The 12,242-nt window shown below is 59.8% G+C and carries 14 protein-coding genes and 1 pseudogene; 1 reads left to right on the forward strand and 14 read right to left on the reverse strand.

The features are described from left to right. Window positions 1–76: 76 nt before the first annotated feature. The 7 genes and pseudogenes from GGD57_RS24275 to GGD57_RS24300 form a co-directional block, all read right to left on the reverse strand. Window positions 77–377, reverse strand: a pseudogene (locus GGD57_RS24275) (coniferyl aldehyde dehydrogenase); the annotation flags it as partial. 156 nt (window positions 378–533) lie between these two features. Then, window positions 534–1,412: an SDR family NAD(P)-dependent oxidoreductase gene (locus tag GGD57_RS24280; RefSeq protein WP_184472779.1), complete on the reverse strand. Its 879-nt coding sequence runs from the start codon at window positions 1,410–1,412 to the stop codon at window positions 534–536. Further along, window positions 1,409–2,191 carry a hypothetical protein gene (locus GGD57_RS24285; protein WP_184472780.1) on the reverse strand — a complete coding sequence of 261 codons (783 nt, stop codon included), beginning with the start codon at window positions 2,189–2,191 and terminating at the stop codon, window positions 1,409–1,411. Before GGD57_RS24285 ends, GGD57_RS24280 begins: the two co-directional genes overlap by 4 nt. A gap of 9 nt (window positions 2,192–2,200) precedes the next feature. Further along, window positions 2,201–2,794: a protein-S-isoprenylcysteine O-methyltransferase gene (locus GGD57_RS24290; RefSeq protein WP_348645997.1), complete on the reverse strand. Its 594-nt coding sequence runs from the start codon at window positions 2,792–2,794 to the stop codon at window positions 2,201–2,203. 136 nt (window positions 2,795–2,930) lie between these two features. Beyond that, window positions 2,931–3,515, reverse strand: a complete 585-nt coding sequence (locus GGD57_RS24295) for a hypothetical protein (RefSeq protein ID WP_184472839.1) — start codon at window positions 3,513–3,515, stop codon at window positions 2,931–2,933. A 144-nt stretch (window positions 3,516–3,659) separates the two neighbouring features. Continuing rightward, window positions 3,660–3,779, reverse strand: coding sequence for an ABC transporter (locus tag GGD57_RS29315; protein ID WP_246713728.1), 120 nt, complete (start codon window positions 3,777–3,779; stop codon window positions 3,660–3,662). Window positions 3,780–3,943: 164 nt separating this feature from the next. Then, the gene (locus tag GGD57_RS24300) at window positions 3,944–4,531 is read right to left on the reverse strand and encodes a L,D-transpeptidase (RefSeq protein ID WP_184472840.1); all 588 of its coding nucleotides are present in this window, start codon (window positions 4,529–4,531) and stop codon (window positions 3,944–3,946) included. A 177-nt stretch (window positions 4,532–4,708) separates the two neighbouring features. Between GGD57_RS24300 and GGD57_RS24305 the strand changes: the two genes are divergently transcribed. Next, window positions 4,709–5,464, forward strand: coding sequence for an SDR family NAD(P)-dependent oxidoreductase (locus GGD57_RS24305; RefSeq protein ID WP_184472781.1), 756 nt, complete (start codon window positions 4,709–4,711; stop codon window positions 5,462–5,464). Between the two features lie 158 nt (window positions 5,465–5,622). On the opposite strand, the gene gmk is transcribed toward GGD57_RS24305, so the two are convergent. From gmk to fabD, 7 genes are all read right to left on the reverse strand, one after another. Then, the gene (gene gmk / locus GGD57_RS24310; protein WP_085736765.1) at window positions 5,623–6,285 is read right to left on the reverse strand and encodes a guanylate kinase; all 663 of its coding nucleotides are present in this window, start codon (window positions 6,283–6,285) and stop codon (window positions 5,623–5,625) included. Window positions 6,286–6,288: 3 nt separating this feature from the next. Further along, on the reverse strand, window positions 6,289–7,176 hold the full coding sequence (locus GGD57_RS24315; protein WP_184472782.1) for a YicC/YloC family endoribonuclease: 888 nt from the start codon (window positions 7,174–7,176) through the stop codon (window positions 6,289–6,291). Between the two features lie 18 nt (window positions 7,177–7,194). Continuing rightward, window positions 7,195–8,412, reverse strand: a complete 1,218-nt coding sequence (mltG, locus tag GGD57_RS24320; RefSeq protein WP_085738889.1) for an endolytic transglycosylase MltG — start codon at window positions 8,410–8,412, stop codon at window positions 7,195–7,197. Between the two features lie 182 nt (window positions 8,413–8,594). Then, window positions 8,595–9,857, reverse strand: coding sequence for a beta-ketoacyl-ACP synthase II (fabF, locus tag GGD57_RS24325; protein ID WP_184472783.1), 1,263 nt, complete (start codon window positions 9,855–9,857; stop codon window positions 8,595–8,597). Between the two features lie 93 nt (window positions 9,858–9,950). Beyond that, window positions 9,951–10,187: an acyl carrier protein gene (locus GGD57_RS24330; protein WP_003547058.1), complete on the reverse strand. Its 237-nt coding sequence runs from the start codon at window positions 10,185–10,187 to the stop codon at window positions 9,951–9,953. A gap of 287 nt (window positions 10,188–10,474) precedes the next feature. Next, entirely contained in the window at window positions 10,475–11,212 is a 738-nt protein-coding gene (gene fabG, locus GGD57_RS24335; RefSeq protein ID WP_039618906.1) for a 3-oxoacyl-[acyl-carrier-protein] reductase, read from the reverse strand. A 30-nt stretch (window positions 11,213–11,242) separates the two neighbouring features. Then, on the reverse strand, window positions 11,243–12,187 hold the full coding sequence (gene fabD, locus GGD57_RS24340) for an ACP S-malonyltransferase (RefSeq protein WP_184472784.1): 945 nt from the start codon (window positions 12,185–12,187) through the stop codon (window positions 11,243–11,245). Between the last annotated feature and the right edge of the window lie 55 nt (window positions 12,188–12,242).

Genomic DNA, 12,242 nt, shown 5'->3' on the forward strand with positions numbered 1-12,242 from the left:
AGAAGGACGCGCCTTAGGTCGAAGGCCGTCCTTTCGCACTGGCGATCGGACGCCAGGCTTGATGAGGCGCGCTTTGCTTGCAGATCGCTTGGGCAAGAAAGCCGCGCATCGCCTCGGCGAAGGGCGGCCGCATCATATGCTCCGCCATCTTACTTTGGTGACAGACGGCGCGGTGACAGACGGCGCGCGGATGCGAGAAGACGAGGAAACCGAATTTGCCATGATATGCGTCCATGCCGGAATGACCGACGCCGCCGAAGCGCAGGCTTCCGCCGTGGCGTGGCTCATGCAATCGTTTATGGTCGCGCCGCCGGAGGTGGGGCGTTGATGCGATCGATGACGTCTGCGACGTCACGATAGGGAAGAACCGGCAGAAGCAGGTGGGATCAAGGGTCAGCGTCGGTGGCAGGTGGCCTTCGGCCAAGAGTTTCTCAAATCCGTTGGCGCGGTCTGGGCGACTCCTCCTCAAGCACGGAAGTCCGTTCTTTCAGCGACCTATGCACCAGCTCTCTTCGCGATATGACCGCAGAAAGTTACTCTGCAACGTTGCGCTTTGCCTGATGTCCCGACGCACGACACTGTCTAAAAGTTTTACCAGAGCCGCAGGGGCAAAGGTCGCTCGTACGCCGTTGCAGTCGACTGACCAGCGGCAACAATATAGTGCTCGGCAAAATTGTGGCGAATGCTATTGTCACCTTTGCCGAAAACCCGGGAACGACGAACCCGCGGCCGGCCCTAAATCCCTGCCATGCCTTTTTCGCGACGTATTCCGCCCTGACCTTAGGCAAAATCTTGAACAAGGCTGCGCGGGCTGCACCCGAGTTACGGAGAAACTCAGTCGCCACAGGCCCTGGGGTAACGCAAGTCACAGTGACGCCCGTTCCGCGAAGCTCTTCATTCAGTGATGTTGAAAAGGAACGCACGAAGCTCTTACTGGCATAATAAAGCGCCATGTTGGGACCCGGCAAAAAGCCGGCGACAGAACCCAGGTTGATCACTCCACCCCTCCCTCTTGCCGCCATCGCAGGCAAAAATCGCAGGGTCAGATCTGTCAATGCGCGAATATTGAGATCCACGATGCCCAACTGGTCGGACCTCGGGATGATCGTCGCCGCACCACGCAAGCCGTAGCCAGCGTTATTGACGAGCACATCACAAAACAAACCACTCTCATCAAGAAACATTTCCAGCCGCTGGGATGCCCCAGGTGCGGCTAGGTCCAGCTCGAGTGTGACAGCGTGGCCACCGGCTGCTCGCACGTCCGCCGCTGCCGCCGCCAATCCTTCGACAGAGCGTGCAAGGAGAACGATGGTGGCGCCTTCGCCCGCTGCGATCTTCGCTATCGCGCGACCGATACCTCGCGAGGCGCCAGTGACAACGACGCTTGGATGGGGATTTTTATCCACTTTCATTGGTTATTCCCGCGAGGGATCGTTGCCACATCCGCTTCGTGAGCAGGTGCGCTTACTTCGTTAGCGATCTCCCCATTGAGGATCGCCTCGAAGCGTTGCAAAGCCCTTGCGACGATCGCGCCATCCATGACCCGGTGATCGTACAGGATGCGGACAGTGACGGTTGCGTCCTCGCTGATCGGCCCATAATTGAGTAAGGTGGTCAACGGCGTCAGGGGATTTAATGATTCCGCTCCCAGCCCTGAATAGACTGAAAATTGAAAAGTGCCGAAAAAGCGCGGCCGCTGCCGACCGAGATTCAGCCCGATCCACATAAGAAACCAGCGAAGCGGCGCCGGAAGCCGAGCGAACTTCAGGCTGCGGCGGAATTGCTTGATTTGCGCGACTGGTCGCGTACGGGCGTCCCGGATCAATGCATCGAGCTCGGCGATGGACTTGCGTTCGGGGTGCCGGATGGGACACAAAAGGACGATACGCTCACCCTCGTATTCGCGCTCGTGGGCCACCGACGCCACACTTTCGGGATATTCGTAGAACTGAGGCCGGGGCAGCTTCACATAGGCGCGGCGGAATTCCGGAACCTCAAGGGCAAGAAGCCCATAGCCTTTTATGAATAGCGCCGTCCACGAGGGACGCTCGGGCCGAGCTTGTCGTGCTGCCAGCAATGGGGCAAGATTCATTTGCCGCTGCACGGTCACCCTCGGCACGTGAATCGAGAATCGCATCAGGTCTCCGACAAGACGCCTAGCCGCCGAAAGCTTGATTGGTTTGCCCCGCATGAAGTTCCCTCAATAGATATAGGGGATGATGCGCTTGGTCTTGTCCATGTAATCGCGATATTGCGGGCCGAAGAATTCGATCATCATCTTCTCTTCTCTTTGCACTCTCAGGAAGAACAGGAATGCGAAACCGATCAGCCCCGCCACCCCGACAAACCAATTTGCCAGCAAGCATGCTTGGCCGAGCGCCATCAGCAGGAACGACGTGTACATGGGGTGGCGTATGACGCTGTATGGGCCAGTCGAGATCAGCTTGTGCTCCTCGCGGATCTCCAGCGAAATCGACCAGTTTCTGCCAAGTTCCTTATGCGTTCGGCGGAAAATCCATATCGCAGCCGCGTAGACGATCGTGCCCAGCGCAAGGGCCCAGCCGGCCAATGGATAGTCAAAGCGAGCTGGAAATCCCGAAAAGACATATATGCCTGGAACGACGGCAAGACCGATGATGGCGGCGACAAGACCCAAGCCGTCCCGCGCCGACCGTCTATTGTTGACTACCGCATTGCGCTTGGCGCGCCTCGCGGCCGGCCGGCGGACGAAGTACCAAGCGATGATTCCCAGTACCCAAATCGTCTTACCAAGCGTAATCAGCGAAAGGCTCACAGGGATCACCCACTTCGTTGCGGGCCGCTGATCGCAGAAAACGTGTCGGGGAAACAGCCCAATCGCCCATACGCCAACGAACAAACAGGAGGCAAGCTTACCCAGCACACGCAACCTAGGCAAGACGCCGACGCGCTCAGCCCGTATTCATTTCTCTGAGCTGAGTAATGTACTGTTGTGGTCTGAGCCAGATGCCGGGAGTTTTGTATCCCATGTGGCGAGCGATTTGCCCGGTCCAAGCGTTGCAATTATTGACGGTCGCCTCCCAGGTTTTGGACGTAGCCTGTAGTTTGCGAATGTAGGCGACGACATTGCTGTATTCCACCGGGCTAAGCAGCACACGCCAACTTGCGGATCGATATTGCTCTTCAAGATCCCCATCGGTCCAACCGGTCGAAGCCGGGACGGGCACGAAATGGCCAAGCACATAGTCAGCCGGACTGTGAGAAGCCGGGGCAAGTCCTGCCACCTCTGGATTGATCATGTTGCCGCTCTGGTCCAACTTGCCGAAAACCACATAAGTGTGGCCGTAACTCAACGCATATCTCGAGCGAAATTCGATGAAATACTGATTCCCGACAACCTTATTGGTTGTCGTTGTGGGAGCGTTCTTACTGACGGACGTAAAGCGCGGTTGTTGAGGCTTATCTGTTGATTGGCAAGAGACCAGCACACCTACCATCAGAATCGCCAGCCCCGAGCGACCATTTCCAAAGAGCATCAATACGCCCCATTGCTTGCCCTGCCACGCAGGTCGGAAATTGCCAACCACTCTTGAACGTCGAGCATCGAAAACCGACGAGCAAGCCTGACGGATTTAAGAAGAGGGAAGGACTATGCTAGCCCTCCCCTACTTGAATCGTATTTACTTATAGACAGCCGCAGCGGGCGGCGGCGCCTTACCTTTTCCCTTGCCTATGGTCCCGCAAGCACTCAGATTGGCAACAGCAAGCACTGCAAAGATCACGACTATGATTCTGCTCATCAAGAAGTCCTCTGCTAGTCTGGAGTGGCTATCGATAGAAACGAATCTAAGTTTAGCGGCAAACCGGTTCCTGACTAGTGCATAAAGAACACAATCTGCAACTTCGCTACTTTAGCAGTTCGAAATGCGAATAGCCAACCCTTCAGTTCAAATGGTTAACGTCGTCAAATCACCACTACCCGAGTACCCACCGGGACGCGATTGAAGAGATCAACGATGTTTGCGTTGGTCATCCGTATACAACCATTTGAAACAGCCTGACCGATCGACCAGGGCTCATTCGTCCCGTGCACACGGAACAGGGTGTCTTGCCCGCCTTGATAAAGATATAGCGCTGCAGCGCCAAGCGGATTAAGCGGTCCACCGGGAACGCCATTGGCATATTGCGCCAGTCGCGGCTTGCGCAGCATCATGTCCTCGGTCGGCCTCCAAGAGGGCCACTCCGCTTTCCGCCCGATGATTGCTTCGCCCTTAAAGCTTAGACCCTCCTGACCGACGGCGATACCATAGCGTGTCGCCCGTCCGCCGGACTCTACGTAGTAGAGAAATCGTTCCCCGGTGTTAACTATGACGGTACCTGGCGCTTCCCACCCGTAGTAAGCTACCTCCTGTTTGCGATAGCGCGGATTTTGATCGGGATCACCAGCGAAGACGGACCTTATCGTCCAGTCTTCCGGAGCGCCACATCCAGAAACTATAGTTGCAAGTCCACCCAACACGATTGCCCGGCGCGTAATGTGGTCTATCCCCATTCCACTTGCTGCCTTCTTACTCTCTCTCCGCAAGCTATCATTGCAGAATACGCCGACCATGCCAAGTGATGGTCCTGTAACGGCATTTTTTGAATTATAGGCTATTCGCTTGCGATGTGTTGTTATCTTATCAAGGAAGTGCGATGAGCCTCACGTTGCGGTGACAAGGACCAGCGAATGAAACTTGGCCTTCAGGGAAAGATTGCGGTTGTGACCGGCGGAGCTTCAGGAATAGGGGCCGCAATATGCCGACAGCTTGGCGGCGAAGGTGTGGGCGTGGTGATCGCCGATATCAACCTGGCTGGGGCAAACCGCGTTGCACAAGAGATTCGCTTGGAAGGTGGCATCGCTTTCCCCTTCTTTGCCGACGTCACCGACCCCGTTTCGGTGGAGCAATTGATCGCCTTCGCTGAAGTGGAATGCGGAGGGATCAATCTGGCCGTCAACAACGCGGGAATTCGCGGCCCGCATAAAGCGACGAGAGACTATCCGATCGATGAGTGGCATCGGGTGATCAAAGTCAATCTCGATGGGGTTTTTTACTGCATGAAAAGCGAGATCGCAGCGATGATGGCACGCGGCGGCGGAGCAATTGTCAACGTTTCATCCATTTTAGGCGCTGTTGGCTTACCGTTAACATCAGCTTACACAGCCGCCAAACACGGCGTACTCGGACTGACAAAAGCCGCAGCCCTTGAATATGCCAGGTTTGGAATCCGCCTGAACGTTGTCGGGCCGGGCTGGATCGAAACGCCGTTGCTGACAGAACAACAGGAACTTCCGATGCAGAAAAAAATCGAGTCCCTCCAACCGATGGGCCGGCGCGGCAAACCCGAGGAGGTTGCAGCCCTCGTCTGCTTCCTTCTCTCCGAGCAGGCGAGTTTCATCACAGGTAGCTACCATGCGGTCGATGGGGCCTACACCGCGCACTAAGTGCAAAGGCCGCTAGCGCAGCCTCGACCAGGGCACGAATCCGCGCAATCAACTCGCTAAAGCATTTCCGCTTTTCTTCGAATCGCGAAAATGCTCTATCTCTTTGTTTTTACGCAATTCCTGACGCAAAACCGCTTCACACTTTTGCTGGAATTGCTCTAGAGCGACGGCGTCTCTTCCAGCAATTCGCGGACGAAGTCGAACATGCCGTGGCGGCGGTCGCGACGCAGGCGTTCTGCCTTGACGATCGACTGGACGGCGTCGAAGGCGGCGTTGAGGTCGTCGTTGACGATGACGTAGTCGTATTCGCGCCAGTGGGCGATCTCGGCGCGGCTGTTGGCGAGGCGCGTCTGGATGACCTCCTCGGAATCCTCGGCACGGCGGTGCAGCCGCGACTGCAGCTCGGTCATGGTCGGCGGCAGCACGAAGATCGAAACCACGTCGGCCGACATCTTCTCCTGCAATTGCTGGGCACCCTGCCAGTCGATATCGAACAGCATGTCACGGCCTTCGGCCATGGCCTGCTCGACCGGTTCGCGCGGCGTGCCGTAGAAATTGCCATGCACCTCGGCCCATTCGAGCAGCGCGTCGCTGTCGCGCATCCGCTCGAACTCGCGCACGCTCTTGAAGTGGTAATGCACGTCCTCGATTTCGCTCGGGCGGCGCTGGCGCGTGGTGACGCTGACGGAGAGGCCGATTTGCCTGTCCTTCTCCAGCAGCGTGCGCGCGATAGTGGACTTGCCGGCGCCGGACGGCGACGAGATGACGAGCATCAGACCGCGGCGGGCGATCTGCACGGGCGAGGATTTCGCCGGTTTCATGTCTTACTCCAAATTCTGGACCTGCTCGCGGAACTGGTCGATGACGACTTTCAACTCGATGCCGGCAGCGGTGACCGCCGAGGCATTCGACTTCGAGCAGATGGTATTCGATTCGCGGTTAAATTCCTGTGCAAGGAAGTCCAGCCGGCGGCCGGCCGGGCCATCTTTCACCAGGAGATCGCGCGCTGCGGCGACGTGCGCCTTCAGACGATCGATTTCCTCGCGCAGATCCGCTTTGGTCGCCAGCAATGCGGCTTCGGCATGCAGCCTGTCGCGGTCGAGCGCGGCCATGCCGTCCATCAACGCGGCAACCTGCGCGGCAAGCCGCGCAGCGATCTCCTGCGGCGAACGCGAAGGATCGGCCTCGATCGCCCGTGTCAGGCCTTCGATCGTCGTGACATGGTCGTGCAGAATGCGGGTCAGCGCCGAGCCTTCCTGTTCCCGCATCGCTCTCAGATCGGAAAGTGCTGCCAGCAGGCCGGCAGCGATATCGGCGTCACGGGCGGCGAGCGCCTCTTCGCCGTCCTCCCCTTCGCGGAATTCGACGATCCCACGCACCAGAAGCAGCGTATCGAGCTTCAGCGGCGACGGATCGATGATACCGTCCAATTGCTCGCGCATGGCAAGCACGGCGGCGAGTGCCTGCCTGTTGAGCACGGCTTCGAAGCGGTTCTCGTCGGCGGTGACGGATAAGGATGCCTGCAGATTGCCGCGGCTGAAACTTTCGCCGGCCAGGCGGCGCACCTCTGCCTCCATGCGTTCGAGGCCGGGCGGCAGGCGCAGCCGCAGGTCGAGGCCCTTGCCGTTGACCGAGCGCAACTCCCATGCCCAGCGCCAGCGGCCGCTCGTTCCCTCGCGCCGCGCAAAACCGGTCATGGACTGCAAAGCCATGCGAGCCTCCAGAAAGTATCAGTTGATCTTCTTTTTCTTCGGCGGCACGACGGTCGCGCCACTATCTGCCGGCTGTTCTTCCGGCTGGCCGTCGACTGCGATGTTCGGGTCGGAGCCCTTGTCGGCTTCGAGCTTGCGCCAGCGCTTGACGTTGGCATTGTGCTCCTCGAGCGTAGCGGCAAAGACATGACCGCCGGTGCCGTCAGCAACGAAATAAAGGTCCTGCGTCTTCCAGGGATTGGCGACGGCTTCGAGCGCATCCTTGCCGGGATTGGCGATCGGCGTCGGCGGCAGACCCTTGATGACATAGGTGTTGTATGGCGTGTCCCGCTTCAGATCCGACTGGTAGATCGGACGGTCGGCCGGTTTGCCGTCGCCGCCGAAGAGACCATAAATAATGGTCGGATCGGACTGCAGGCGCATGCCTTTGCCGAGCCGGTTGAGGAAAACGGAAGCGACATGGGCACGTTCGTCGGCAACGCCGGTTTCCTTTTCGACGATCGAGGCGAGCGTCACGAATTCTTCCTTGGAGCGCAGCGGCAGCGAAGAGTCGCGCTTGTCCCAGATCTGATCGACGATCTTCTGCTGGGCCGCCGCCATCTGCTGGATGATTTCCGAACGCTTGGTGCCGCGGGAGAACTTGTAGGTATCCGGGCGCAGGCTGCCCTCGGCCGGAAGGGCGGCCGGCAGATCGCCTTCCAGCACCTTATCCTCCAGCATGCGGTTGAACATCTGGCGGACCGTCAGGCCCTCAGGGAAGGAAACGGAATAGAGAATTGATTTGCCCGATTTCAGGAGCTCCATGATATCGCTCATGGAAGCTCTGGCCTTGATCTCGTATTCACCGGCCTTCAGGCTCTCGCCGGCAGAAAGATGCGTTGCGGTGAGATAGCGGAAGATGCGGGCATCGCTGATGATCGCGTTGCGCTCGAGGTTCGAGGCGATTTCGGCCAGACCAGCGCCATTGCGGATGATGAAATTGGTGTTGGTCTGCAGCGGACCGGGGTTCCGATAGGTCGATGTGGCATAGTAGAAGCCGATAATGGCGACAACGCAGACCAGAACCGCCATCGTCATGATGAAGTTCAGGAAAAGAACGACCTGCCCGCGGGCTTTCTTGGACCGTTTCGGCGGTTCCGGAACACGCTCCGGACGCAGGGCTTCGCTCGGCGACTTCGGGATGATCGGTCCCTTCTGTCCTTGCGTCTCGTTGCTCTGGTTCGTCGTATCGCTCACCGGCAATCCTCTAAAACTTGACCCTCACTTCGCTATTTCGCGAAGCAATGCGGCAAAAGCAGGTTCTGCCGCCGTTCAACGGCGCCGTCGCCGGTCGTTATGCTCCCGCACGCCCACGCGACGCAACACAGGGAACCGGCCGTTGCGGCGTAAGGGACACCCGTTACGCCGCGCAGGACTTTTTATTGCGCGTAACGGCGCAGGAGGAGTGACGCGTTCGTGCCGCCGAACCCGAACGAGTTGGACAGCGCCACATTGATTTCTCGCTCACGCGCCTTGTGCGGAACAAGATCGATCGCCGTCTCGCGTTCGGGATTGTCGAGATTGAGCGTCGGCGGCGCGACATTGTCGCGGATGGCGAGCGTGGTGAAGATCGCCTCGATCGCACCGGCAGCACCGAGAAGATGTCCGGTCGCCGACTTGGTCGAGGACATGGAGATCTTCGACGCCGCATTGCCGACCAGCCGCTCGACAGCGCCGAGTTCGATCGTGTCGGCCATGGTCGAGGTGCCGTGGGCGTTGATGTAATCGATATCGGCCGGCGTCAGCCCGGCGCGCCTCAGCGCCATCGCCATGCAGCGGCCGGCGCCCTCGCCGTCTTCGGAGGGCGCGGTGATGTGATAGGCGTCGCCCGACAGGCCGTAGCCGACGATTTCCGCGTAGATCTTGGCGCCGCGAGCCTTGGCGTGTTCCAGTTCCTCGAGCACGACGATGCCGGCGCCCTCGCCCATGACGAAGCCGTCGCGGTCGCGGTCATAGGGGCGCGAAGCCTTCTGCGGATCGTCGTTGTGCTGGGTCGACAGCGCCTTGCAGGCGGCAAAACCGGCGAGCGAAATGCGGCTGACGGGGGATTCCGTACCGCCGGCGACCATGACGTCGGCATCGCCCAGCGCGATCAGCCGCGCGGCGTCGCCGATCGCATGCGCGCCTGTCGAGCAGGCGGTGACGACCGAATGATTGGGTCCGCGCAGCTTGTGGCGGATCGAGACCTGGCCGGAGACGAGATTGATCAGGCGGCCGGGAATGAAGAAGGGGGAGATGCGGCGCGGGCCCTTGTCGCGCAGGGTGTAACCTGCCTCGACAATGCCTTCGATGCCGCCGATGCCGGAGCCGATCAGCACGCCGGTGGCGATCTGGTCCTCATCGGTCTCGGGATGCCAGCCGGCATCGGCGAGCGCCATGTCGGCGGCGGCCATGCCGTAGATGATAAAGGGGTCGACCTTGCGCTGCTCTTTCGGCTCCATCCACTGATCGACATTGAAGGTGCCGTCGGTGCCGTCGCCGATCGGAATGCGGCAGGCGATCTTGGCGGGGAGGTCGTCGACCTCGAACTCGGTGACGAGGCGGGCGCCGTTCTGGCCGGCAAGCAGCCGGGACCACGTCACCTCGGTTCCGCATCCCAAGGGTGACACCATGCCGGTACCTGTGATGACGACACGTCTCATCGCGTGCTTCCCCCCGTCTCTTATGTTCTATGGAGAAATATGCCGAAAAGAAAAGGGCGGACTCCTGGCCCGCCCTTTCTCAAAATCACAGGATCAGGCCTGGGCCTTCTCGATAAACTTCACGGCATCGCCGACCGTCAGGATCGAGTCAGCAGCGTCGTCAGGAATTTCAACGCCGAATTCTTCTTCGAAAGCCATGACCAGTTCGACCGTGTCGAGCGAGTCAGCGCCCAGATCGTCGATAAAGCTGGCGCTCTCGACGACCTTGTCGGCATCGACGCCAAGATGATCAATAACAATTTTCTTTACGCGTTCTGCGATATCGCTCATGTCGGTTTCCTCGACCTTATGTCCTGATCGGAATGCCGTTGCGGCACCCCTACCCTGTTTCAGCCTGCGATGCTTTCAGACATCCTCGGCAAACTCGTTTACCCGGCTTCAGAGAGGTCCCAGGCTTGCGAAAAGCCCGCCGGTCCGTCTGCTTTCTCGGGACGACTGCTGACAGTCATTGGCCCGCTTAACATGCTTTATGCCTGCCGCAAAGCCAGAAAATCAACGGTTCGTGATTGCTCAACATGCTATTGGCGGAAATATCCCCATGCCGGCGGTTTGTCGTTTCAGATCATCGCCATGCCGCCGTTTACGTGCAGCGTCTGGCCCGTCATATAGGCAGCCTCGGAGGAGGCGAGATAGGCGACCGCCGAAGCAACCTCGCCGCCCGTGCCCATGCGCTTCATCGGGATCGCCCCCATGATCGCTTCCTTCTGCTTGTCGTTCAGCTTGCCGGTCATGGCGCTTTCGATGAAGCCGGGCGCCACGCAGTTGACCGTCACGTTGCGGGTGGCGATTTCCTGCGCCAGCGACTTGGTGAAGCCGATCATGCCGGCCTTGGAGGCGCAATAATTGGCCTGCCCCGGATTGCCGGTGACGCCGACGACGGAGGTGATGTTGATGATGCGGCCATAGCGGCGGCGCATCATCGGATGCGTCAATTCGCGCGTCAGGCGGAAGGTCGACGTCAGGTTCACTTCGAGAACCGCGTCCCAATCCTCGTCGCTCATCCGCACGAACAGGCCGTCGCGGGTGATGCCGGCATTGTTGACGAGGATATCGACACCCTCGAGTTCGGCTTCGGCCTTCTGGCCGAGCGCCTTGACCTCATCGCGGTCGGAGAGGTTTGCCGGGAAGATCTTGACGCGCTCGCCGAGTTCTGCCGCCAGCGCTTCCAGCTTCTCGACGCGGGTGCCGTGCAGGCCGACGATGGCGCCCTGCTTATGAAGAAGGCGGGCGATTTCTTCGCCGATACCACCCGATGCACCGGTGACGAGAGCCTTGCGGCCGGAAAGATCGAGCATGGAAGCGTTCCTTATATCTGGAGATAGCAATCAGGCCATGAGGGCGGCGACGGCCGCGTCGATATCCGCCGGACCGTTGACGGAGATGCCGTTGATCGTCTTGTCGATGCGGCGGGCAAGGCCGGTCAGCACCTTGCCGGAGCCGAGTTCATAAAGCGTCGTCACGCCATTGCCGGCGAACCATTCCACCGTCTCGCGCCAGCGGACCTGACCGGTCACCTGCTCGACCAGGAGGCCGGCGATCTCGTTGGCGCCGGTCACCGGGGCCGCGCGGACATTGGCGATCAGGGGCACGACGGGATCGGACTTGGCAACCGTTGCCAGCGCCGCGCGCATGGCCTCGGCCGCAGGGGCCATTAGCTTGGAATGGAAGGGAGCGGAAACCGGCAGCAGGATGGCGCGCTTGGCGCCCTTGTCGGTCGCAAGGCCGGCGGCTTTTTCGACGGCTGCCTTCTCGCCCGAAATGACGATCTGGCCGCCGCCATTATCGTTGGCGATCTGACAGGCGCCGGTGGCGGCCGCTTCCTCGCAGACGGCAACGACATCGGCATGTTCGAGGCCGATGATCGCGGCCATGGCGCCGACGCCGACGGGCACAGCCGCCTGCATGGCATTGCCGCGAATGCGCAGCAGCCGCGCGGTATCGGCAAGCGAAAAGGTGCCGGCGGCGCAGAGCGCCGAATATTCGCCGAGCGAGTGGCCGGCGACGTAGGCGACCTTGGACTTCAGATCCAGCCCCTTGGCTTCGAGAACGCGGACAACGGCGATCGAGACGGCCATCAGCGCCGGCTGGGCGTTGGCCGTCAGGGTCAAAGTGTCCTCGGGACCGTTGAACATGACGTCGGAAAGCTTTTCACCGAGCGCCTCATCGACCTCGTCGAAAACGGCGCGGGCTTCGGCGAAATTCTCGGCCAAGTCCTTGCCCATGCCGACGGCCTGACTGCCCTGACCGGGAAAAGTGAAAGCGATGGTCATGTTCATGTCCCTGGCTCTTGCCCCTGATTGCGCCCCTTGAGGCTGTTTTGCCTCC

It is taken from the genome of Rhizobium esperanzae, assembly GCF_014197615.1.
Taxonomy (GTDB): domain Bacteria; phylum Pseudomonadota; class Alphaproteobacteria; order Rhizobiales; family Rhizobiaceae; genus Rhizobium; species Rhizobium esperanzae_A.